Origin of the sequence: Paenibacillus sp. EC2-1, from assembly GCF_049311625.1 — a bacterium.
Classification (GTDB): domain Bacteria; phylum Bacillota; class Bacilli; order Paenibacillales; family Paenibacillaceae; genus Paenibacillus_AQ.
Window position 1 is genome coordinate 2,988,035 of the sequence record NZ_CP186006.1, and the last position, 25,971, is coordinate 3,014,005.

Annotated in this window: 16 protein-coding genes; 1 reads left to right on the top strand and 15 read right to left on the bottom strand. The window is 46.2% G+C overall.

The window, feature by feature from the left end:
* Positions 1–17 precede the first annotated feature (17 nt).
* From ACK8P5_RS14050 to ACK8P5_RS14090, 9 genes are all read right to left on the bottom strand, one after another.
* Positions 18–905 carry a carbohydrate ABC transporter permease gene (locus tag ACK8P5_RS14050; protein WP_422656900.1) on the bottom strand — a complete coding sequence of 296 codons (888 nt, stop codon included), beginning with the start codon at positions 903–905 and terminating at the stop codon, positions 18–20.
* A complete protein-coding gene (locus ACK8P5_RS14055) occupies positions 902–3,457 on the bottom strand; it encodes a DUF5696 domain-containing protein (protein WP_422656901.1) in 2,556 nt (851 codons plus the stop codon). The genes ACK8P5_RS14050 and ACK8P5_RS14055 overlap by 4 nt, the downstream gene beginning before the upstream one ends.
* A 12-nt stretch (positions 3,458–3,469) precedes the next feature.
* Complete coding sequence (locus ACK8P5_RS14060) at positions 3,470–5,557, bottom strand: YIP1 family protein (protein WP_422656902.1); 2,088 nt, start codon at positions 5,555–5,557, stop codon at positions 3,470–3,472.
* A 21-nt stretch (positions 5,558–5,578) separates the two neighbouring features.
* Positions 5,579–6,460, bottom strand: coding sequence for a carbohydrate ABC transporter permease (locus ACK8P5_RS14065; RefSeq protein WP_422656903.1), 882 nt, complete (start codon positions 6,458–6,460; stop codon positions 5,579–5,581).
* 5 nt (positions 6,461–6,465) lie between these two features.
* Positions 6,466–7,446, bottom strand: coding sequence for a carbohydrate ABC transporter permease (locus ACK8P5_RS14070; RefSeq protein WP_422656904.1), 981 nt, complete (start codon positions 7,444–7,446; stop codon positions 6,466–6,468).
* A 17-nt stretch (positions 7,447–7,463) separates the two neighbouring features.
* Positions 7,464–10,385, bottom strand: a complete 2,922-nt coding sequence (locus tag ACK8P5_RS14075; protein WP_422656905.1) for an extracellular solute-binding protein — start codon at positions 10,383–10,385, stop codon at positions 7,464–7,466.
* A gap of 86 nt (positions 10,386–10,471) precedes the next feature.
* Positions 10,472–11,809, bottom strand: coding sequence for an ABC transporter substrate-binding protein (locus ACK8P5_RS14080; RefSeq protein ID WP_422656906.1), 1,338 nt, complete (start codon positions 11,807–11,809; stop codon positions 10,472–10,474).
* A gap of 247 nt (positions 11,810–12,056) precedes the next feature.
* Positions 12,057–13,487, bottom strand: a complete 1,431-nt coding sequence (locus tag ACK8P5_RS14085; RefSeq protein WP_422656907.1) for a response regulator transcription factor — start codon at positions 13,485–13,487, stop codon at positions 12,057–12,059.
* Positions 13,474–15,276, bottom strand: coding sequence for a sensor histidine kinase (locus tag ACK8P5_RS14090; protein ID WP_422656908.1), 1,803 nt, complete (start codon positions 15,274–15,276; stop codon positions 13,474–13,476). The genes ACK8P5_RS14085 and ACK8P5_RS14090 overlap by 14 nt, the downstream gene beginning before the upstream one ends.
* A 175-nt stretch (positions 15,277–15,451) precedes the next feature.
* On the opposite strand from ACK8P5_RS14090, the gene ACK8P5_RS14095 reads away from it, so the two are divergent.
* Entirely contained in the window at positions 15,452–17,062 is a 1,611-nt protein-coding gene (locus tag ACK8P5_RS14095) for an extracellular solute-binding protein (RefSeq protein WP_422656909.1), read from the top strand.
* Between the two features lie 241 nt (positions 17,063–17,303).
* Here the strand turns inward: ACK8P5_RS14095 and ACK8P5_RS14100 are convergent, their stop codons facing one another.
* From ACK8P5_RS14100 to ACK8P5_RS14125, 6 genes are all read right to left on the bottom strand, one after another.
* Positions 17,304–18,449, bottom strand: a complete 1,146-nt coding sequence (locus tag ACK8P5_RS14100; RefSeq protein ID WP_422656910.1) for a DUF2264 domain-containing protein — start codon at positions 18,447–18,449, stop codon at positions 17,304–17,306.
* 179 nt (positions 18,450–18,628) lie between these two features.
* Complete coding sequence (locus tag ACK8P5_RS14105; protein ID WP_422656911.1) at positions 18,629–20,209, bottom strand: hydantoinase/oxoprolinase N-terminal domain-containing protein; 1,581 nt, start codon at positions 20,207–20,209, stop codon at positions 18,629–18,631.
* A complete protein-coding gene (locus ACK8P5_RS14110; RefSeq protein ID WP_422656912.1) occupies positions 20,202–21,323 on the bottom strand; it encodes a DUF917 domain-containing protein in 1,122 nt (373 codons plus the stop codon). The genes ACK8P5_RS14105 and ACK8P5_RS14110 overlap by 8 nt, the downstream gene beginning before the upstream one ends.
* Positions 21,324–21,330: 7 nt before the next feature.
* Positions 21,331–22,650 (bottom strand): cytosine permease, encoded by a 1,320-nt coding sequence (locus ACK8P5_RS14115; protein WP_422656913.1) that lies wholly within the window; start codon positions 22,648–22,650, stop codon positions 21,331–21,333.
* Between the two features lie 28 nt (positions 22,651–22,678).
* On the bottom strand, positions 22,679–23,272 hold the full coding sequence (locus tag ACK8P5_RS14120) for a TetR/AcrR family transcriptional regulator (protein ID WP_422656914.1): 594 nt from the start codon (positions 23,270–23,272) through the stop codon (positions 22,679–22,681).
* Between the two features lie 201 nt (positions 23,273–23,473).
* The gene (locus ACK8P5_RS14125) at positions 23,474–25,810 is read right to left on the bottom strand and encodes a hypothetical protein (protein ID WP_422656915.1); all 2,337 of its coding nucleotides are present in this window, start codon (positions 25,808–25,810) and stop codon (positions 23,474–23,476) included.
* Positions 25,811–25,971 lie beyond the last annotated feature (161 nt).

A 25,971-nucleotide genomic window follows, 5' to 3' on the forward strand; every position in this document is an offset into this window, starting at 1 on the left:
CCCCTTAAATTTCCAGACTAATCATGATAGAACACCTTCGTCGACACGACGCGGATTAAGATGAGCAGAATAATGGATGTGATGATAAAATACACCCATGACATCGCTGCGCTAAGACTGAAGTTCAGCGCCTTAAAGGCGGTATCGTTGATCAGCAAGCTTAACTTGTTATAGTTGTACGAGTCGATGACCGTATAGACAATGTTCGTGAGAATGAGCGGACTTACCATAGGGAACGTAATTTTCCAAAAAGCTTCATAGCCTGTTGCCCCTTCGATCTTCGCCGCCTCGTATAGTGACGGTGATACGGACTGAAGACCCGCCAGGAAGACAAGAATTTGCACCCCTGAATGGCTGATAATTTCATAAATTCGATTCACGGAGCTTGTAATATACGACGTCAATTCGCTGCCGAAGCCGGACTGCAGCATTAAGGTCTCCAGCTCCGAGCTCGTGAACCCTGTTCCATCCACTCCGCCGGTAACCGTCTGTGCCACACTGGCCAAATCGCTGCTCTGCTCAATCGAGAGCAAATTTGTCGCAAGAAGGACCGGCAGGAAGAAGATCGCCCGTGCGACTACCCTGCCGCGGAATTTCTGATTCAGCAGGGAGGCGGCGAATAGACTGAAGATGATGATCGAAGGAATATTAACGAGCAAGCTCGTAATCGAATCCATTAATACACGATTGAAGGTAGGATGCTTGTAGAATATTTCTTGATAGAACTTCAAGCCTGCGAACTTCGTATCGAAGCCATTTAACGCGACCGTTAGATTGTTGAAGCTGTACACGAATGACTCGTATAGTGGAATCGCGAACAAGAATACAAACCCGAGGAACCACGGCACGACGAACATGACACCGATCCACGATTTTTTCTGCGACATCGTTAGTCCTTTCTTCATCGCCCTCCCCCCCCTACCAAGTAACCTTCAGCCGCGATGCTGGTACCGTTCACAATCACGTCCGTCTGATTATAGTTCACCGTAATCGATGTCCCGCTCTCATACGTCGTGCGATACACATGATCTGCGAGCTTCTCATGATTGACGATCGTCTGCGTACGTAGTCCTCTCATCACATCGTTTGTCTCCCGGTAATACTGAACCGCTTCATCGAGCCAGTTCGAGTAACTCGCCGAATATAAGTCGTTAAATTCCGTATTTCGCACAGCAGAAGGCTTCTCATAGAACCATTGATAATACACGTTGGATCCGGTCTCTAGCGTCTTCAGCACATTCGATTTATAGCTCTGGTCCGGGCTCATATTGATCGGCGATCCCGCGTAATCCATATATCCATGCAACACGAGTTGATAGAATGGGATTTCTTCATCCGCAAAATTGAGCATACTGCTCTTTAATGGCGCATCAACAATTGTCTTCACATAAGGCAGAACGTTTGCATTGCCACCGCTCACCATCGTGTTTCCTACTTTTTCTTGAAGCAACTTTACGCTATCCGCGATGATCGCCGCACTCTGCTCTCGATCAGTCGTTCTCCCTGAAGTGACATCGGAAATCATCATATCACCCAGATCACGCAGCGACAGACCGCCAACTTGCAGAGGTTCGTAATCCTTCAAGAAACTCGCCACGAGATCCGGCAGCTTTTTTGGCGAGAGAAGATAATAATCTAGTTCCCCACGGCTTCCCATTACGAGATCTGTCTTGTACTGCGCAATGCCTTCCCGTAACAAGAAGCTAGCACCGTCTCGCTTGGGCTTGAACCCGTGTCCAGTCGTATACACCCGTAAGAAGGACACATCCGGATAGAGTTCGATTTCCTCTTCTTTGGCATAACGAATTAATTCTTGAAGACCCGATTTTCCTCCCAATGCGGAATCAATATCGACATCATCGGGGAAATCATGATCCACTCCCCGATTGAACCAACCAGAATAACGAAGCTTGATCTGCTTCACACCGCGCTGTTTGAGCATCGCCAGTACGGATTTCGCTTGTTCAAAGCTGGTTAGCGATTTCACGGATTGATATGGAATGCCGAGGAACGTATCTCGAACCGCGATGGAACCGACCAGATCCAACACAAATGGTGTCTCTGCTTCTGCCTCCAGCTTGGTGAGTTTCTTGCTCTTCACCAGATAGTCTTGATAGTACTTCGCCATGCCGACATAACTTGCGGATTCCTTCGGCAGGAAGGCGTAGCGCAGCTTAATCCCCCCTTGGTAGAGCTCAGGGAACATTGGACTGTCTTTCTTTACGCTCCCCGCACGATACGTGAACGACTCCATCGGCTTGAGCAGGAACTTGGCACTGACGCGGTTATACGTATTGACCCGCCCGCTGACATCCGCATTTACCGAGGCGATTGCATCCCCCTCTTCAATGATGCAGAAGAAGGCTTGATCACTTTGCTTCATCCCGAAGACTGGCAGTCTCGCCGCTTGCTTGAATTCCTTCACAACATCTTTCTCTCTTAGCGACTGATCCTTACCATAAATCGGCATGTCGTATTGCGGAACAGAGATCTTTCCGTTATTCAAGTGAATCAACGCACCCGATCCATCAGGAACGAACATATATCCTTGATGATTCACACCCGCTGCGCCGAACATTTCAAGCACCTGAATCGAATCAATCGGAAACTCCTTCGTATCCTGAATTTCTCGTACAGGAACCTCGACCATGAAGTTCTCATCGTCCAAATAATATTCGATTGGAACGGTGAATCTTGCAGCAGCCGTGGGCTTCTGCCCTCCAGCTTGATTATGCATATTATCCTTCGCCGCTTCTTCCGCTGTGTACCCTACGGAATCTAGAATAGCGACGACGTCTTTGACTACATATTCCGGCATCTCTTTACGCGTATAGATTTGCTTCACTTCATCAAATTTGAAACGCTTCTCGATTTCGAACTTTTCCCCTTCATCTGCAATTTTAGATAAGATCATTTCGTCCATACGCTGCTTGCTAATGATCTGCGGGATGGCTTCCATCCCTTTCTGGAAGTTGCCGAGCTGATAGACAATTTTAATCCCTTTCGATGTCTTAAGAATTTCGAACTGATTGCGTTTGATGGCCTCAGCGAAATTGTTCACATAGAAGTTCTGACCTTTATCATTGTTATAAGCGATCGAAAATTGCGAAGATAGATTATCGCGATTAATGCCTTCAGCTTTCTTATCCGACTCGCGGTCGAGCGGGTTTGAATACCACGTATGACCATTCCGCTTATCCTTCACCGAGATTTCCGTTGTCGCCGGATCTATATACAGCGCAAGCGCCTGCGTCTCTGCTACCAACTGAGGTCCGTTCGTACCACTGGCGCCAAATGGGGTAGGTTCCGCAGACTTCTCAATGTTCGCCTCGTTGTTCGTCTTGGCAGCGGTACGCTCGTAGCTATCCGTCTGGCTTATCATCCGTATCCCCGTATACCCGATGATCAGGACCAGAGCCGCACCCGTCAGAAGCCAGCCTACTGTTTTCAGTCTCACACCGATCCCCCCTTACAACCGCACGATGATCTCACGATATAACGCCTCAATGAAGGTAATCATCTGTTGCACTAAGCTGAAACAGAGAAGACCTAAGAAGACGATAAACGCCATCACCAGTACGGTTAGAATTAACGTCAGTATTGTTTTGCCGATCGTATATTGATGTACGGTCATTGTACCGATGAACAACAGCCATCCGAACCACAGGTAGGCGATCGAGTCGAGCAGGTAATAAAACGGTGTCTCATCGATCGTAATGATATTACTAAATAGGACTTGTGGTAGGAAAATGACAACCAGCGGAAGAGTTGCATATCCGACGGCGATCACGATATCTTTGAATTTGCCTTCGCCATCCATCAAGGTCGTGAGCGACCAATTCGAAATACAGAATAAGAGGAATGGCAGCACAATGAATTTCAACTCATCCACGCTGTTCAGCTCGTCTAATTTGTTGAAGTTGACGATGAACCCCGCATACTGTCGCTTTAGAATCATCGTCAAGACGACCAAGATCAGAATGCCGAGTGCGATCCAGATCCTCCCTTTATGCTCGTATTTCAATTCCCAGAAGCTGCTGAATGGACGCACCATCGTGCGGAGTGGCATTTTAATGACACCCGTGTCGATATAATGCGCAGTCGTCGCGAGCTTCCGGCGCATATACAGCCTTCCTGCAACCACAGCAGCCACAACCAGGAATAGAATGGTCATCACTGTTCCGAAATTGTTCCACATATATTCCGTACGGTAACGCTTCAAGGCTTGGGAGTAATACTTACGGTTGTTGCCGTTCTTGAAATATTCCATCGCTTGTTTGTTATCGTCTTTCTTGAGCAACGCCTTCCCGATCCCGATATAGGCAATATCGAAGTTCGCATTGAGCTTGAGCACTTCTTCCCAGCTCTTCGCTGCTTGATCTTCCTTGCCGTTGTAGTGTTGCTTCACGCCTTCTCGAATTAATGATCCATAGCGGGTAGGACGGAAGATGACCAATCGGTTCGTCCCGCCGTCAAGCACGACCATCCGATCGCCTAACATATCTATCGCAGTCGGCTTCTGGAAATGATCTGAGGTCGTTCCCGTACCACCAAATTGATACAGCATATTGCCGTCGTTGTTATACGTAAATATCCGGTTACGCTTCGAATCGAGCGCGCTGTACATCCCGCTCTCATCATAGATGACATCGACGAAAACTGAACTCCCAGCATTTTGAATCGCCGTCTGCTTCGCTGCATCAACATGAATCGCAGATACGTCCCCTGCCGGATCGAAATACCCTTCACGCCGCAGAATATCCTCGCCGCCCGGATTGATCCGTTTGATCGGCTCCGGCGAATTAGCCTCCGATGAGACAGTATAGATAAATCTGCGGTCATCCATATCCAAATTGGAGAATTCCACTGGAAGAAATAATTGCATCTGACTGCTCTGTTCCTTCGTGGAGAAGCGTTTCCAGAAAAGATCGACAGGGCTAAATCTAACCTTGTTCGTCCCGATATAGCCGCGGAAATCCCCCTCGATATCGAATTCCATGATCCCTTCAAATGCACCTTGGGCCACCACATAGAGACGGTTCGTCTTATCTACCGACACTTTCAGCGGGAAGTATTGGAACTCTTTCGGAATGATGCTCGATACCGGTGGACCGAAGACCTTAAGCAATTTCCCTTCATCCGTGAGCTGAACCACTCGGTTGTTCTGTGTATCAGCGATGTACACATTGTCACCTGGATCAACAAACACACCATTCGGCTTATTGAATGTATCCTGCTTTCCTGTATTATCGAATGAATCAATGACGCGTACCAGCTTCCCGCTCTCATCCAGGTGCACGATCCGATTGTTGCTCGTATCAGCAATATAGATATGATTGCGGCCGCTTACGTACACATCTTGGGGATCATTGAAATCTCCGATTCCAAGTCCCGACCCGTAAATTTCAACCTCATTAATATATGGATAAGGCGCTGGCTCTGCTTCTCTCCAGTACGAATAGTTATAACCGTGATCTGGTACGTCAGCATCTGCGGTCGTATTCCCCGCAAGAAGCATGATAATGAGCAGCCAGACCGTTACCTTCCTGATCGCCACGCGCGCTCCTCCCTTCCATCCTTAATCTTTCATCCCCGATGTCGACATCGTCTGAATAACATTGCTTTGTGTAAAAATGAATATCGCCACGGGCACGATCATCATAATTAGGGCAGCAGCTGCCATCGGACCAGACCGGACGAAGCCGCCGGATAAGATCTGGCTGAATGCATAGTCCATCGTCTTCAGCTGCTCGCTGTAAATGTATGAAGAGCCTTGACTCCCCGACCCCGTTCCCCATAACCCCTTGAACGAGAAAATAATGAGCGTGAGCCACGCAGGCTTCACGATCGGCATGACGATTTTCCAAAAAATACGATATTCGCTCGCTCCATCGATCTTCGCTGCTTCAAGCAGTGAATCCGGGATCTGCTCCATGAACTGTTTCATGAGAAAGAGTCCAAGTGATGTTGCAAATGCCGGAAAAATCAGCGACCAATACGTGTTCAGCAGACCGACCCATGTCATGGTCAGATAAGTAGGAATCGATGTTACCTGCGATGCAAACATCAGCGACAGTACGACCAGTCCGAACAAGAAATTCTTCCCTGGAATATTCATCTTGGCGAGCGGATACGCTGCCATTGAGGCAAGAATGACATGGCCTGCCGTCCCTAAGAAAGCAACAAAAAAAGTATTGAAGATATATCTGGATAGAGGTACCCACGAGTTCGCGAAAATCAGGAACAAATCGTAGAAGTTATCCAGCGTCGGCGTGCGCACGATAAAGGTCGGCGGGAATAGAAACATCTCATCGAGTGGCTTCAGTGCCGTACTAATCATGAAGACAAAAGGGACCGCCATAAAGGCACCAGCTGCACCCAGTAGAACAAAGATCGCGATATCGACCGGCATCGAACGGTTTACTTTCTTCTCTCTCCGTAACCGAAATTGGAGTTGCATCGCTTCTATTCCCCCACCTTCCTGAGCAGCCTCTGAATAATCATGTTCGAGCCTAACATAATCACGAACAAAATCGTTGCAATCGCACAAGCATAGCCCATCTCGAATCGAATCGTACCGTAGTCGTTCAAATGTGTAACAATCGTATGCGCAGCATACTGCGGACTTGGGAAGCCGACCATGCTCGTTGCCACCTCAGCAACGGCGAAGGAGCTGGAGATTTGCATGACAGCGCCGAACAACAATTGCGGGCGCATCGAAGGCAGAGTAATATACCATAGCTCCTGCCAACGATTCTTAACCCCATCGATGGATCCGGCTTCGATCAATGTGCGGTCCATACTCTGAAGACCAGCGATGAACGCTAGGAATGCGGTACCCAGACTCAGCCATAGCTGCACGATCATGATGATGACGAGCATATATTTCGGATCCTGCAGCCATTGAATCGGTTCAAAAATAAATCCCCACTTCATAAGGAAGGCGTTCACATACCCAAAGGAATCACCAGAGAACGCCACCTGCCAGATCAAATACACATTCCCCGAAATGGAAGGGGCATAGAAGAGAAGCGTAACAACAGCTCGAATTTTGGGTGATAATTCATTGATCAACCAGGCCAGCATGAAGCAAGCGATATAGCTGAGCGGACCGGTAATGAGCGCAAATAACAATGTATTTTTCAGTGCGACGAGGAAAATCTCGTCTTTTAGGAACAGCGTTGCATAATTCTCCCAACCCACCCATTTCGGCGATTCGAGCACATTGTAGTAGGTGAAGCTCAGGGCAAAGGCCATCACGACGGGAAACGCCGTAAAGATGAAGAATAAGAAAAAATAAGGAGCGAGCAGCACATACCCTTGTTTATGCTGTTTCATCGTGTTCCACAGTTCTGCGTATTTGCCAGGCTGTCTCTTCGGAACAGGCGAAGGAACTACGCGGCCGGGTTCTGGTATGCTTGCGTTCAGTTCAACCGGATTAGGCACCTCAATCACCTCTCTTTCTACTCGTTCGACAACCCAAACTCTCGTTGTTTTTTCTTCATTTCGTCATTAATAAAGCGTGTATAATTGTCGAGCGACTCACGCGGATCATCATTAGAGATAACGACACTACGGAAGGCATTGTCCAGATGTCTACCTGTGAAATAGCCGCCTGGGACTTCAGGAACGCCTCTCGTCCATTTCCATTGTTCTATGAGCGTCTTGTAGTCCTTCACTTGCCATGGGAGCTGCGCCACTGCGACTTTGTTCGCCGTCTGCAGACGTCCCGCGATGCCGAACATCGCTTCCATCTGTTTGCCGTATCTTGCCTGTGTATCCGAACTTGCCCACCACTTCATGAACTGCCATGCTTCTTGCTTGTGTTCACTACTTTTTAGCATCACCGTGCCGTTCCCTGCTGAAGGAACATCCCTTCGAATCGTCCCATCTGGCAACGCTGTGCCCGGCGTTATTGTGAAATCCCATAATCCTTTCAATTCCGGTGCAATGACATTCACGAGATTGACCTTCGGATAATCAGCAATACCGATCGGCATTTCTCCACTACGAAAGCGATTCGTAAAATCCGTTGTTAGCGGCAATTTATACGTCGTATAGAGCTCCGTCCACTTCATGAATGATTTCATCGCGATTTCGGAATCGAGTGCACTTGACTTGTGATCATCAGAGTAGAGACTTCCACCTTCTTGATACAACATCATCCCGAACGTCGGATTTAGTGGCAAGCTTCCGCTATCCTGTACATTGGACCCCGTCTTTACGAGGACTTGAATCGGGAAACCAAAGATCAGATTGTGCTTCTGCAGCTCAGGCACCATCGCATAAACATCATCCCACGTCTGCGGCACCTTCATATTCAGCTCATCCAATATATCCTTGCGATAGAACAGGACCGGGAAATATTCATCCATAGGCAGTGCATAAACGCCGCCATTGAATTCGAAAGGCACGAAGGAACTCTCACTGTATTCCTTCTTCACCTCATCAAAGCCTGGGTACTTCGACAAATCTTCAACACCGCCCCGGAGCGCATAGTTCAGCGGCTTCTCATTGGATACCTGGAAAGCTACATCCGGCCCACGTCCTGCGAGCATCGCTTGCAGCAATACGCCTTCTGTAACAACTTGAAGATCTACACCAACGCCTGTATCTGGGGTGAAGGTCTCCTCGATCATTCGCTTAAGGACCTTTGCCTGATCCAGACCTAACGTGATCCATACTTTGATCTTCTTGCCTTCCTTCCCTTTCGTTGATCCGAGCTCATTGTAATCCGTGAAGAACGAGAGCGAGAAGGTCCCTACTTGATGTCTGAACTTCTGCCAGAAGCTGGCGTTCGAACTCGGCATTTCTTGGTTCGGCGAGGCTACGACGAGATAGTCAATTGATAGTGGCATGAAATTAATGGAATAAATCCATGATCCGAGTGAACTAATATTCGATTTGAATGTCTCCAGTCGTTGAGCTATTGTATTAGGATTTTCCGCCAAATCTCGCAGTTGTATCACGATTCGATTGAGCGTTGCCGTTCGGTCACTGCCTCCGCCTGTTGATTTCTCAATCTGGCTTGAAATCGTGCTAATGATATTCGCTTGGTTGCGGAATGAATCGATCATTTCCGGCAGCTTCTTATCCAGCTGATAGTCGCGATATTCGTCCGGAACCGTGCCCGTAATCATAACGATCCGGCGATATAAGGTATTTAGCTCCAGAACGCTGGATTCTATCGTTCGCAGGTAGATCGCCATCTCTCCAAGTGTTACATCCATCCGGATTTGATGCTTGCCTTTTGTCAGGTAGAACAAGTAAGGTGTTTTGCCATCCCCAATCTCTTGCATCTCCCAATTCGTTGAGAAATTAAAAGCCATATTCTCTACTTCCGCAAAAGGTACTTTGCCGTCAATACGCAGCTTCCGATAGGACGTAACGCCGCGTTGCATGCTCTGGTTGTACTTCACACCAATCTTATATAGTCCATCTTCGGGCGCTTCCACATCCCAGGATATCCATTGCCCCGCTTCCGACCAGTTGAAGGAACCAATCGTATTTAAGCGAATCTTGGACATACTATACGGCTCATTCGCTGGACTGCGATCCATCATCGGAACGAGCATCGAGCTGGATTTGAGTCCTGCTTTCTCGCCTTGGATTTTGATCAGCGCGTCTTTCGCTTCCTGATAACCATTCTGTTTATAGTTCGCTGCGACTTCTTGATAGGATGGTGCAAGATCCGGTTGACGTAACTTTATATAATCAATCATCATCGGCTCCTTCGCAGAGACGAGTGATATGACGTGTTTTCCTTTGGAAAAATAAAATGAGTACGGTTCTCCATAGCGCCCATCTGAGCTGTCAATGAGCACTTCTTGCCAAGCAGGTACTTCCACCTGTGTCGTATACAAGTCGTTATCGTCCTCGTCCCGAACGGTCTCGCCTGCATCCTTCCATAGTCTACGGAATACTAGATTCTTGCTCTCTGCAAACGGATGCTTGCCATCAATCATGAACTCCCGATCCATATCAGAACCTTTGCCTTCCATGGCTTGATAACGAACCGCAACTTGATAGAGCCCTTCCTCTGACACATCAATATCCCATGAGACGGTTCCGGATTCACCCGTCTGAATCACTTTCCCAGTAGCACCCTCAATGCCATCCACGACTGATACGTCCATGCCCTCCGCCCTCGCGTACGTCTCACCTCGGATGATGAGCTCACGTTCTGGAATTGGTGCCTTCGCATACTTCGCAATATATTGGTCATAGCCATCTTTATTCGTAGATCCTAAACGGATCTCTGACTCCACATTAGCTAATTCCCCTTCTGCATAATTCACCGGCGCAAGCTGTAACGTCTGCGGAGAAGCGATGCATATCGCAGTGAGCAGGGCAATGATCGTGATTCGATATTTATTCTTCCGCATCAATAGGATTCCCCTCCTATGTAATGGAAGTACCCCTAGCAGTGAGATGCTTCGGGGTACTTCCATTACATCATTTGCAAAATGGTTTACTTCTTCGTCGTAACATCCATCGCCGCTTGCGCCATCGGTTTCACACGCTGTATCGCTTGTGCAGGTGATTCCTTGCCGCTAGCAATATTCTTGAATGCTTCTTCTACGACATCCGAGAGACCAACGTACGCTTTATAGTTGATGACCTTATACGTGCTGTCGAACATTTTCTTCATCGTATCAAGCGATTCTTTGTTCTTCATGTTTGGCTCTTCTTTTTGCAACTGAATTTGTTTGCCCTTCTCAACATCGAACTCATACAGCTCACTCCATGCCGCTAGAACGGCCTTCGCATTCTTCACACCGGACGGAATATACCACATATTCATCTTGTCATATGGTGTTACATAAGCAGTAGCCTTCGGACCTTTCGGGAAGAATACATAGCCGATATCGTTCGGTTTGTCTTTGACATAGCCGAGGTTATCCCACCGATAACCGTTAACGAATGCTTCTTCACCGCTGCCGAAATTCTGTTCGGAGTCTACAACTTTATGGACATTGTACAAATCGCTGAAGAATTGAATCGCTTCCATCGAATTTGGCTCATCCATCGTAATTTTGTTCGTCGTATCGTCTTCGATCTGACCTTCGTTCGTCGCGATCAAGGAGAAGGCTAAGAGTTGCGGGCTATCCACGTAGAGCGGCTTCTTGCCGTTCGCTTTGACTTTCTTCAGAATGTCGAGGAAATTATCCCATGTCCATTCGCCTTTTTCTTGCAATTCGTACGGATCTGGCAGACCCATCTTCGTCAACATCGTCTTGTCGTAATACAAGCCGTGGCTTTCCGTGTATGGCAGCGTTACGCCATATTGCTTGCCTTGGTATTTACCATTCGATAACGTAACAGGGTTCTTACCGAATGCAGGGTTATTCAAGTCAAGCTTGTCGTCGATCGCTTGCACATATCCTTCGATAACCAGTTTCGGGAACGCTTCACGAAGCGGAATCATAACGATATCTGCGAATGGTTCACCAGCTACCGAAGAGGTGATCAGACGGGAATTTGTATCCTCAACCGTCACATATTCAATTTTCGTATTGTACTTCTCTTCCACTTTCTTCTGTCTTTCCTTTTCTTCGTCATTCAAATAGGCATCCATACCCCACCACTGACCAATACGAAGTGGCTTCCCGCCGAAATCCATGCTCTCTTCTTCCTTCGGCTCTGTTTGCGCAGGTTCGGTTGTCGTTGTTGTCGTATCCGTCGTATCCGTCTGCTTGGTGGTGTCCGCGGGCTTCTCGGCGGTATTGCTGCCGCCGCTTGAACACCCGATAATCGAGATTACCATCGTCAAAATGAGTATCATGGTCCATGCTCTAAATTTTTTCAATTCATTTCCCCCTCGTTTTGAAGTTGAATTTACTAAATCTCAACAACCTGTAATCGCTTACAATTTGTCTGTATTTACTGTAGAACAATTTGCGTCAATGTTGTATTCACATATTTTAGTTGTTTTTTTACATAAGAAGCCACAAAAAAACAGGGAAAACAACTCCCCTGTCCTAACATCCAACAATCATCCATAGTAAAACTAAGATTTGTGCATAGTGAAGTAATCGTTAAGCTTAATTTGCTTGTTACTTTGCTTTTTGTTCCCTAAATTGCGTTGGGGTATGTCCCGTAATCTTCTTGAACATTCTTGTGAAATAAAAATAGTCCTGATACCCTACTTTCTCCGCAATTTCTGTTACCCGCAATCTCGTCTGCTCCAATAAATTGCATGCATTGGTTATTCGCAATCTCGTCATATAGGAGGTAAACGTCTCGCCGACTTCTTTTTTGAACAATTGGCTCAAGTAGTTCGGATTAATGTAATATTTCTGCGTGAGACTCTGAATCGTGATCGTACTTCGGTAATTCTCATGAACATATTGCAAGATCGACATGAAGGTCTCATTCGTCGTCTCTCTCATCTCATATTCAGGCAGCCTACGGATTAACTTCATTGATAAGCTTCTTAAGTACGCATTCATATCTGTGACATTCTCGAAATGATCCATCAGCTGCTCGTAGCTCATCACCATCTGCTCTTGCTGATCCTCATCTAGGAGGTAGAGAAAGGACAATGTGACATTATAAAACCGAAGCGCATCTTTGACTGTGTACCCTTCTTGTTGAAATAACATGCTGACTTCATCGGAGAGCTGTCCTAGCGCTGTGTGATCTTGATTCGTGATCGCCGTACCAATTTTCTTGAACGTCTCCTTCAGTACACCGCGTGATGCGGGAATCCACCGATATATCCCCGCATGCCCTGTCATAAAATACTGATTTGAGAGCAATGTCGCATGCTCCAGCTCCTTACTGATGATTAGGTAGTCATAAATCTTACCGCTAACCCCAATCCCTCGAACGCCATCCGGCAGATGCGTCTCCAGCTCAGACATCACAACCTCCAGCTGGTCATAAGCCATCATGTACAACATTTTGGATTTACCGATACGAATCCGAATTGCATCCAGATGGACGAAGGGATCTCCCTCACTCGTACATACCATGAGCCCCGCCGCTTGTCCACTATCTATGTGCAGCCCTCGGATCTCGAGCGCTTCCTTAATTTTCTCGATGCTGTCCTCATTATTGTCGGCTAGTAGCTGAATCAACTGGGTCTCGGAACGATCGCGCTCCATATTCAAAGTCTTTTTTAGTTTCTTGAGTAAATTTGCAATCTCTTCATCATCGTATGGCTTGAGGCAGTAAGCAGTCGCGCCATAATTCAATGCCCGCTGTGCATAAGCGAATTCTGCATAACCGCTAACAACGACAAACTTCGGAAGGTAGTGCAGCTCAGACCCCTTCTTTATCAGCTCAAGACCGCTCATCCCCGGCATCCGAATATCGGTGAAGACAACGTCCGGCTTCATGTCCCGAATGGACTGAAGCGCTTCTAGCCCGTTATAGGCCTCACCGACAACCTCGAATCCGTACTGCTTCCAATCCACACTTACCTTCAGACTCTCTACGACCCAGCTCTCGTCATCGACAATGAATACGCTATATCGATCCATGTTCCTTCCCCCTCGTTGGCATCAGTAATTGAATCTGCGTACCTTCCCCATAGATGCTATCGATCGACAATCCATAGGGATGGCCATATGTCAGCTTAATTCGATTATTCACATTTGCAAGACCGATACTCGAAATTTGCGGTTCCTCTGGATCACGCTCCTTGTTCTCGTATTGATTCAGCGCATGCTGGATCTGGCGCAGTCGGCCGGGATCGATCCCTAGCCCATTATCTTTAACTGTAATGATGAGTTCCTGCCGCTCGTTTAGTACACTTCTAACCGTCAACGTCCCTTGATCTTCTTTCAGCTCCAGTCCGTGAAATACGGCATTCTCGACAAGCGGCTGAAAAATCATCTTCGGAATCTGGCACATCCATGTATCCTCTGCGATCTCATAATGCACCTGGAACCGATCCCCGAATCGAATTTGTTGGATTTGGATGTACGACTCGACGACTTCCATCTCCGTCTTAAGCGATACGGTGTCTCCCCCTTTTATGCTGTATCTGAAGATCTGCCCTAACGCTTTGGCAATTTCTCGAATTTCATGTGCACCCTTGACGGCAGCCATGCCTTTGACCATTTCGAGCGTATTATATAGAAAATGTGGATTGATCTGACTGCGTAAGAATGATAGCTCCGATTTCTTCTTCTCCAGCTCTGCTTCAAAGAGCATCGCATTCGACTCTAAGAGCTGCCGCGTCAGAGTATCTACTTCGTCCAGCATATTGTTCAGTCCGTTCGACATCACCGTGATCTCCGCATAACCTTGTAGATGGATCCGATTTTTGAGTGTATCGAGATCCCCTCGTTTGATGTTGTTAATGAAGGCCATCAGTTTCTTGAGCGGGTACAGGATGTTGCTAATAACGAGTTTGAACAAGATGAACATCATCACGGCCCCAATAATGAGAATAATCAGCTCCAGCTTTCGTATTTTCGATATATCCCGCAGCAGCTCATCCTCGGGTATGATACTGATAATCGCGCTGTTGATTTCCGGTAAGTCTTCCGTCTGCACGATATATTGGGTCCCATTCAGCTCAACATTCCTCGATTTTCCGGGCGGGGCATCGCTTGTAATCATCGCGTTCAGTACACTGCCGACTTCATTCGGGTCATTACTAGAGAAAATTTTATTATCTCGATCCACCAAATACGATTGCATCGCATATTGCTTCGTGATCGAACCGGATGAACCAATTAACGCTTTGGGATCAATGACGAAGAATAACGTTCCAATGACCGAGGTGAACCGATCGCCTGATTGGAAAGACTTGATCTTCATCCCGACGAGCAGACTGTTCTCAACCTGATAGGCACCTTCAAAATGCTGTAAGCCGAAATAATGTATTCCGTCCTTCGGAGCGAGTCTATCCGTGAACGGTGCCGTCCACCGCTTGCCTCCGAATAGATCATACCAACGTCCATTCTCGCCATGAATCACAATATCCAGAATGCCTTCCTTAAGCGTCGTCATATTGATGAGCAGGCTATTGATTCGCTTGGAATATCCGTAGACTTGCAAGTTATTCTGTTCAGTGAGGAAATTTTGCACATCTTGATTATAGGCGATATTCGCCATGAGCCGATCGATAACATCCCGGTTCGCATGCACCGTCTCCTTGATCTGTGCACTCAACGCTGTCGTGTGTTGTTCGTTATTATTACTAATAATGCTAGACATTTGAACATACGTCGTCATAATGATGAACAACAGCACCGCTGTAATGAGCAGTGCGATGAACAGCAGCTGCGAACGAATCGATAGTTTACGATAAAAGACCACTGCTTGTCCCCCTAGCATTCACAGATACTAAACGTATCATTTACCGCTACTAAACGTATCATATACAATTGATATCTTATCATAAATTTTCCCATATGTTTGGGGCAAAACTATTTACTCGATGAAACTTTTCCATTACTATTCTTTTAATAGCATAAATACAAGGAGTGGTGGAATGGTTCGTATCAAAAATTACGTCATACTGCTATTCACCGCCATATTCATCACGATAGTTATAGGATGCAAGCAGACGGATGAGAACGAAGCAAAGTCGCCTGCTCCCACGTCTGAGATCGGTAACCCTCTCACCATCTCAATCTCCTTTTGGGACATCGGCAGAGACTTCGAGAAGAAGGATGCTGTACTTCAGAAGCTCGAACATGACTTCAATATTACCTTCAAGCCAATTCAAGTGAGCCAGACAGACCACGAGGAGAAATTCAAAGTATGGGCAGCTTCAGGTAATTTCCCCGATTTATTCGCCCATTCCCTCGTCATCAATTCACCTGGCATCTATGCCGATTGGATCAAACAAAACCTCATTCGACCACTGCCAAGCGATCTATCGAAATATCCCAATGTCTACAAAATTGCACAAATTCCCGATACGCTCGCACTGCGACGAGAAAAAAAATTGTATATGCTGCCGCGCATCGCTTACCCAACCAACGATCTGTGGATGATGGAACGCATCGTATTCGTCCGTCAAGACTGGATGGATCACCTGCAACGCACCGACCCGCGCAATTTCGAAGAGTTCGCCGCCTTGCTCGAGTCGTTCACCAAAGATGATCCGGATGGCAATGGTCTGCAGGATACCGTGGGGTTAACTGCCGCAAGCATGAACTATCTTTCTTGGATATTCAGTCCGACCTTCCCGCAATTCGCTGCGAATCAGTGGGTCCAGGAGAATAATGAATGGATTCCTTATTACGCCTCGCAAAAGATGGAGCAGGTTGCCTTACAATTCCGTCAATTGTATCAGAGCGAAGGGCTTGATCCGAACTTCTTCCTCATGAAGGAAGATGATGCGATCGCCAAATTCACGCAGGGAAAAGCTGGCGCCTTGGTCTATAAAGGGACGCCGGAGAGCATGAGCAAGCTCGTTGAACTGTGGAACAAATCTAATCCAAAACAAGATTTCTACGATGCGGTCAAAATCTTGCATTTATGGCCTGCCGAAGATGGAAATCGCTACTTCTATGTCGCTCCAACCTATTCAACGGAGAGTTATTTCAGTGCGAATGTAAATGAAGAGAAAATGGATCGTATCTTACAGCTTTATGATTATCTCCTCTCACCCGAAGGAAAAAAATTAATGCAGTACGGGATTGAGGGTAAAGACTATGTGGAGATCGACGATCAGATCGTGATTACACGACCTCGCGAAGCGTCAGGACAACCTGTCAGCATTCAGAAGCTGTATCCTTCGACGAACACCTTGCATTCGCTTGCTTCTTGGGGGCTGGAACGAACCTATCCTCTCGACGAAATGAACAAAATCAAATATGGGGAACGAAATATTCTCGCTTGTCTCGAGGAAATGCGCTGGCTATTGAGAAATGCACGGGCCACCCCGTTTAAATATTCGATCATCTCGCTCTCGACGCCGCATAAAGACAACATAAGTGCTTCCATTAATCCGCTAGAAGATCTGACGGAAGTCGCGCTAAGCACGGAAGATCCTATCAAGTTATGGCGTGAGAATATCAAAACCTATAATCAGATGGGGCTGCAGCAAGCCATCCGCGAAGTGAACGAAAAGCTTCTGCACCCAGATTATTAATAATCTCCTAACAAAATGGAGACCTCGCTTCCATGTTGATTCAAGTGCTTTACGGGGCAACGGAAAGTAAATACACAAACAACCACCCTTTGCATCTCTCTTCACGAGAGATCCGGGGTGGTTGTTGTTCTAATTCGAATTGAACAGAGAGCTTAATAAGGACCTACCCCTTCAACAATTCAAAAGCGGAAAGAACATCCTGAATAAGTTTATGGAAGGCTGAGGAAGTAAATCACCATAATCAGGCTTCAATCGAATGATCAGCCAGTAAGTCTTCACCAGACAATAATAACTGGGAGGTCCACTTCGCATTTGGCGCAGACCAAAATTCATCAGAGGGCGATAAACCCAGCGGTAGGAATACTGCAGAACATAAATATAAGCTGCCGGTATTAATATATGCTTCTGCAAGATTTGGCTGATAACCATATACGCCTGGGCGCAGCCAACCGTTGTCATCAAAATTCCCGGGGACTTCCATGGTACGCCTAATAACGGCAGTAAGCGCACAACGTACCTGAGCTGGATTGATCTGTTCGTCTAAGAAATGCTGCAATGCCGCTTGTCCCAAATGCTGAAACGCACCGAAGCGGTATGTAAGTGATCGTCCGATCAAGGGATACGTCCCATCAGGTGAAATCATCCGTTCCAGAATCGATGCATATCTCTTGGCTCGTTCAAGAATGATCGGCTTGAAACCTGTATATGCATATGAATCCTGTTCAAAAAGATGGATGAGATCAACCAGCATCGGTTGAATCACAAAGCTATTGTAATAATCCCAGTGATAATCCTTTCCGTCTCCATATATGCCGTCTCCTTTATACCAATCCATAAACATACGAATAGCATAATTGACGCGCACTTTGTCATAGTCTGGGTCACCCAGAATATATAAGCCCGCTTCCACCATTGCACTGAATAACAGCCAGTTGTTCGGCCCGGGTATCATATGACGTGTTTTTTTGAAGGCCGAAATCAGATTCTTCTTAACTCGATCATCCAGTTTACTTGTAATATTACGGGGAGAACGTACAAGAGCATGGGCTAGGAACGCAGCATCTACCAACGGTTGACCGACGGAATCAAAGTCCATATAATCAGGCGAATCCTGATCTGTAGCCGCGTCCAGAGATTGCAGCATTAACTCGGTATATTTAAGTCTACGTTGTTCCTCTTCTCCATCCAGATCCTGCAATTCGAGCCAAGGAGCTATGCCGCAGGCCAGTCGAGCAAAGGCTTCAAGATGAGCAAAGTGACTGCGCTCTCTATGAAATTCTGTGGGCAACTGTTCCCGTAACTTTCTTTGAGCCAAGGAAGATAACACGGGGTCACCAATCCTAATCATCGTATCTATCCAGTATTTACGCTGTTCTGTGCCATTCATTGTAAGCATCCCTACTTTCCACTGTCTGATTAGTTAACTTACCTTTTCGATAGAATACATTATATTCCTTCTAACATGAACCCTTTCTCCTATACGTTCTATATATAGCAAAAAAACAAGCGTCTTCCTCGAAGAGTTACTCCCTTCTCAAAAGACGCCTGTTTTGAATTACTATTAAATTAAAGTCTACCTGCTGCCTTCACCTTCACAAGCAAAGCATTGCCCGGTAAGTACGCAATCGGAATATCTTCAGTGAATACAATTTGAACCGTGTCTGGATCGGCACCAGCAAGTACTGCCTGTTCTATTGCATGACGGCGAGCTTCCTTCATAACCTCATCATATGTCATATCATCGAGAGAATAGATTCGCTCTGTTTCTCCACTGACTTCACCCAGAGCAGCACCGATCGCATTCGCTGCATCATAATGATCTGGTCGAACAATACGAGATACGCCGGACAGTTCATCAGCTACGAGGATACTTCCGCCCCCTACCAGAATAACGTCTACCGGATCAGCGCTCGTCTTCATTCGATCAATAGCATCTTCAATATCTTGAGTCATAATCTCATCTGCGCGGCGGCAAATCTGTTCATCAATACCATCCGTAAGTGCATCTGCCCATTCAGATCGGCCCAGCTTAACCACTACGTCCGTTGCCGTTAGTGTATCTCCACCGAAAATAAGACCTCGCTTCAGTAGCTCGTACCCTACGCTGTCTGGACCTACTGTAACACCAGCTTCACCAGATCGAACGATCGTACCTCCACCGATACCAATGGAGAGAATATCTGGCATGCGGAAATTCGTGCGCACCCCTCCGAGTTCGACAGCCGTTGAAGATTGGCGTGGGAACCCTTGGGTAAGAACGCCAACGTCCGTCGTTGTTCCGCCGATATCGAGCACAAGTGCATCCTGAAGACCAGATAGATGTGCAGCGCCGCGAATCGAGTTCGTTGGTCCGCAAGCAATTGTCAGAATTGGATACCGAAGTGCATAGTCGCTTCGCATCAACGTTCCGTCATTTTGACAGATATACACGCTCGCGTTGATACCAAACTGGCCAAGTGCCGTTTCAAATCCTTTGACAACACCGGAGATCACACCTAGAAGAGCACCATTTAACAGAGAAGCATTCTCTCGTTCCAAGAGCCCAATACTACCAATCTCGTGCGAGAGTGTGACCGACATATCAGCACCTAATACAGACTGCACAATTTCCGCAGCGCGCTTTTCTTGCGAAGTATTCACTGGAGAGAACACGCCGCAGATTGCAACAGCGTCTACCTCTCCTCTCATTCGTTCTGCAAATTCCTTAATCTCAGATTCGTCCATGTCTACTATGGTACGACCGTCATACTCATAGCCACCTTTAGCCATATACGCATGGGTTCCTACCGCTGCTTTGAGCGTATGATCCCAGCCAGCAAGAGGAGGAACGGCTGTTGTTGCCGGTGCGCCCAGTCGAATAAGTCCAACTTTACCCAGATGCTTTCGCTCGACAATGGCATTGGTACAGTGTGTTGTCCCGAGCATGGCGTACTTCACATGCGCTGGGTTCACACCACTCTCAGATAGCAATCTACGCACAGCTTCCACGATACCATCGTTCACATCTCGGGTTGTATGCACTTTTACCGTGTGAATCGTGTTCAATCTTGAATCCAGAAGCGCAGCATCCGTATTCGTACCACCTACGTCGATACCTATACGGTACACTTCATTTTCGTCGATCTGTACATGCAAGTTGTTAGTCATGTTGTTTCGCTCCCTTCTGTACAGACGTTAATTCTTCAATGGGCACATATGGAACATCGTAACCAAAGTACTGTGGACCTACCGTATTCAGGCCCTGCGGCGTGCGCCATTTGGGATCACATGGGAAGCCAACAGCTGTCACGCGAGCTCCATATTTTAGATTTTCAGTTGTAATTGGCATTCCTGTATCCTGATCCAACAGAGAGATGAGGTCAGGTGTTACCGCTAAAGATTGTCCATCTTCTGACGCCAATAAGAATTCATTTTGGAAAAAGAGCTTCATCGAACGCCCCTTATGATCGCCCGTCCCCTCAAATGTAGCTTCTCCTCTTGTAAATCCACCTTCCATCCGGCGACGGATATCTGCGGCTTTGCCATGGAATAGAGCATACCCGTTCAATTGCTTAAGTAATGCTTCTATAGGGTTTTGCTTCAGGTCTTTTGATTCAAACAACGTTCTTCCAATTTCATAAGCAAGGGATAGAGTATACGGAATAGCACTTTTTTTGATCTGAGCGCCTGTTGCTGGGTAATCACAAATCGACGCAGAGCCCCCCATTTGTATCGTAATAGCTCGAGCAATTCGCTCTTCCCATACCCCATCAATGGCGTGGAGAAGAATACCATTTCCACGTTCATCTGCCATCGTAATTGGACTTGGATCCATACCATCTAAGTAGAATGTCACCATCTGAGATTCTGGAAAAGCTCGTCCCATCGCATCTGCATCCAGTACAGGAATGCCACGTTCCGCTGCGGTAATAACCGGAATAAGAGAGTTACCACCTCCAACCTCGATCGGCATGAGTGCTGTGACTTTTCTTCCTAATTCCTTTTCGATAAGTTCCAGGGGTTTGGTCATTTGTGATAACGCTGGAATTTTCTCATTCATCACGGTTGGAGCCCCAATCATGGATAACGGTACAATCAAATCATCATCGTTTAAATCTTCTGGACGTACAACCTTAACTGGTCCATGCTTTTGGATTGCCTCGATTGCCATCAGTTTTCCGATATGTGGATCTCCTCCACCGCCCGTTCCCAGAACGGCAGCACCTACCGCTATATATTCAATTGCTTTTTCATCCAATTCCGTTAATACGAATGTACTCATCTTGTTGTCATCCTTTCTGACTTGCTACTTTACCAACGATCCACTGCACAATAAATGCGAATATGAACCCATCCAAAGCTGGAACTTGCGTTAATTGAAATAAGCCTAAACCGTCCGGTGCTGCTGTTGTCATATACGCAAAGAAACTTGATACTGCCCACACACAAAGTGAACGCACAACCCAGTTTTGGTTCTTATCCAATCCATCGAATGTGAATTTCGCCTTATTGATAAGCAAATATTCTGCCGTATAAATACCACCAATCGGTGAGATCAGCATCGTTACAAACGTTAAAAACGTGAGGAAATTATCATAGATACCGAATACAGCCAGTAGAGTTGCGAACAATCCGGCCACGATGGTAATGATATATTTAGGAACACGTGAGAATACAACCGAGAATCCTAGCGAAGCGGAATACAGATTATTGGTATTGGTTGTCCATTGTGCCAGAGTAAGGACGATAATTGCAGGGAACCCGAGTCCAATCGTTAAGAATATGCCCGTTAAATCACTTGAATCCATCACTCTAGATAAGAAAATCGCGATTACCGTCATGAAGCTATTCCCTACAAAAAATCCAACAAATGCAGCAATAATGGCATGCTTTGGTGTCCGTGCCCAGCGTGCGATATCGGGTGATAGTACCGTACCTAACATGAAAATGCCGATTACAAGAGATATTGCTGTCCCCATCGGAAGTGGACTCCCACTAATCGGTTCCCAGATCGCAGATGTACCATTGATTTGAAAAGCAACAAACAAAGAAATAAAAATAAATATAACAAGAAGGGGAACAGACATCACACTCAGTCTTTCAATTGAACGATATCCCCATATTGCAGTTGACATCATCAGGACGCCACCTATGAATGACAGTAATCCTAAAGAAGCTTTTATGCCCCATAGATCTAACAAAGCGGTCTGCATGTTAGAGGCAAAAAATCCGGTTTGAACGCCAAACCATCCAAGGGATGAAATTCCTAGTATCACCGAAACCATACGTGCTCCGCTATTTCCGAACAAGAAGCGGCTGATCATCGCAGTGGATAAACCTGTTTTGGCCCCTACATAAGCACATAGTGCACCGATAAGACCCAAAATCAGAGATCCAATAAAGGTTGCTGTCAGTGAGCTTGATAAATTCATTCCCGCTCCTAGCTCCGCACCCAAAAACATGGCAGAAAGATCAATCCCAATAGCAATCCATACGAATGCCATAGATAACCAATGCTTGCGTAAATGCTGCGGGACAGGCTCCCGCTCGAAATCTTGAATCTTACCACTGTTGCTTGTGCTTTGAACTACACTTTTTGCCTCACCCATCGCTAGACTCCCCCTGTTGATTCAACTCCTAAGTGGAAGCTACAGACTGAGTACCTCTCCAGAACAAATCAAAGGTACTTTCCAGTTTCCGTTCAAACACTTCATTAGAGTTGTAATAAAAGAACTGCATACTCAGACCGTCCATTAAGTTCAAGAAAGCATCCACAAGCGGCTTTATCGGTTGATCAGGTATGGAACCTTCCTCCATCCCATGCAGCATGAAGTCCTCAATGGTCTTGGACAACAGTTGATCAGATTCAAAGAAAGCCTCTTCTATCCCTTGTTTTAGGAATGTCGGTGGAAAAAGAAGCGTACGCAACACAAAAATATTAGATTCTCTACTACTTATGTAATATTTATATTGTCTACGTAACACCCCATGAAGCTTCTCTCTCACCCCTGAGGTCTCCCCTTCTTCAGATAATTGCTGTATGAAAGAGTTGTAGTCATGCATTGCTTCCTTAAATGCTGTGAGGAACAAGTCTTCTTTGTTCTTATAAAAAGCATAGATGGCAGGCGTCTTTACCCCAACTGCTTTAGCGATTTCAGACAACGCCGTACCGTCATACCCCTTCTCACCAAAGAGCACCATGGCTGCTTCCCTCAACTTATTTCTGGTCATGAATTGATCACATCCTAAATTTAATTAACGTTAATTAAGTGAATTATACGTCTGGTTGTATAAAAATTCAATAGTTTTGTTAGATATGATTTTTCCGGGGTTACAAGAGCTTTTCCATGAGCTTATATCAAAAAACGACCTTCCATTCATCATTTGAATGAAAAGTCGTCATTTATAGCCTTACTTAGACTTAAACTAACTTTACAGCTTTCCTTGAACGATCACTTTTTTCTGTCCCCTAAAAACCGTGACACATAAATCATGTTCAACCGCCTCGTACAATAACTGTAAATCATCAACGGTATCAACGATCCCACCGTTTATCTCCAATATGACATCGGCAATCTGAAACCCAAATTCATTCTGCCAGCTTCCCCATGGTATCGTCTCGATGAGTACCCCTGTTTCCGATGGTAAACCAGCGGCAGAGACCTCGCCCATACCAACAATATTTTTTACTTTGCATTGATCCCATGACGCATACTGATGCTCACGACCCGATTCACTGACCGTATCACCAACCTGTGGTAGTTTTGGTGTTTTAGCAATCTTCTGCAGATCAAGGGTCCTCACGCCGAATTGATCCATTGCAAAATTACGAAAGCCGAGGGTAAGTGCGGGTGAATTCTCCCTGACCCGATAATCGCCAACGGCTGGATCGACGAACATCGCATCTGCTTTAATCGAATGTGTATCCGCCCCGCTCTGTTGTTGAAGCTCCTCTGCTACCCTCACACCTTCAAGACCCTTCTCATGAAGCAGGTTCCAGTCGCACTCCCGTCCCCACGGTTGCTCTACACGAATTGGTGCATATGCTGTAAAAACAATATTGGCCCGCACGATATCCTCACTACCCTTGAACCAGACATGGGGATGCAATGAGTTATTCACCATCACATTATTCTCACACAGCCTATCAAAACCCTCTCGAAGCTTAATTCCTCCAGCAAGACAAAGATTGTTATAGATTTCATACTGGCTCGATCCATCGTCTAGATCTATGTCCCATCCATAGTCACAACGCCAGCGGTTATTGCGGATGATCACCGGCCTCATCATATCTAGCCTAGGCAGATTAGATAACTCACTATGTTCCTCCATACGTATGGTATCCATGTCCACATCTTCAAGCAACCAATACCGGTCTCGCCCCCATGAGTTAAATGATCCGTGATCCCCCGTTTCGAGTACCGTGTCGAACACATCGCAATACTCAATCAGATGTCCTCCAAACGTTCCCTCTGATACATTTATTCCAGCTCTTGGCACATCGTATATACTGCAGTGACGAATGGTAATGTCCAGCGCCATCGAAACTTGTACTCCGGCAGACTGCTTCTCGACACGTCCGATTTTTGTGATCAAGCAATCTTCAACCATACATTCTGCTGGGTAATTATTCGATTTTGGTCCCGGGGTAGTGTCTATATCCCCAAGCTTCTGTCTTTCTTCATAATTAAATAGTGGGCTTCGAACACTGTCAGGCCGCCCAACAAATGCAATCCCGTTTGATCCAACATCCTCGATAAGACATTGTTTGACGAAGACGTGCCGATTATAGCCATCCACGAATACTGCATTTCCGCCAAGTTGACGGAATGTACATTGTTGAAGGATACAGTTCTCCGCCCCATGCATCTTAATCGCTCCGCCCCGATAGATTGTCCAATCACTTCGTAAAAGCGGCTCCTTATTGTCCATAAATGTTCTGGTTGTATGTGTAAACGTAATTCCTTGGATATGGATATGACTAACAGGTGAATCTTCACTTCCTATAAATTCAATAAGATGAGGCAGATGACTAGCTTCAACGATACTCTCCTTCAAATCCGTTTCCGGATAAGGATACACATACAACATGCCTGTCGATTCATCATGATACCATTCACCGGGTGCATCCAATTCTTCAAAAATATTCTCAACATAACGAAACTCGTCATGCATGCCCATCTGACGGTTGTTCTGCCACCCGCCATCAAGGATGAGTTGATTCGCTCCAACTTTACCCGTAATTAGGTACCTGTAATCCCCCCAAAGATGACTATGCATGGCGTGAACATAACCGCCCTTGGGACTAGACCACCTGTTCACCCTCTCCGGATGAAGACTATCGGCGGCATAACCGTTCATAATACGCGTTTCTTTACTGAAATTGGGGTATCTCGCCATATGATATTGGCACCCATCTATATACAACTGATCCAGCTTCAAATGTGAGGGAACATTTGCTTGCATGATACCGTCCTTATATTCCTTCCAAGACAAGTTTAATTGTACACTCCCACTAACGATAACGTCTTCTCCTTCTACAGCCACATAACTTACAGCATCTAATTCAGTTCTTGAATCCTTCGCCCTGAATTGAAGCGCTTCCATCAAGTGATAAACCCCACCATGAATATGTACAGTTGTCTTTACTCCCTGGGATTTTCGTGCCTCCTCTTGGGCACGAGCAATCGTTGCATACGGACGTATCTTCGTTCCGACATCTTCATCGTTTCCATGAGGCGATACATGGATATGTCTCTGATCTAACATCTTCGTTATTCATACCTCCTTAAATATCACTATATTGGACACCGTATTTATATCACGTCCTCTAGTTCATTACAAATCAATCTTTCTTTATAACAAAGCTCCATTCCACCTCGCTTATTCGTGGGAATGGAGCTATCAATTCGTTTATTAGAAAATGAAAA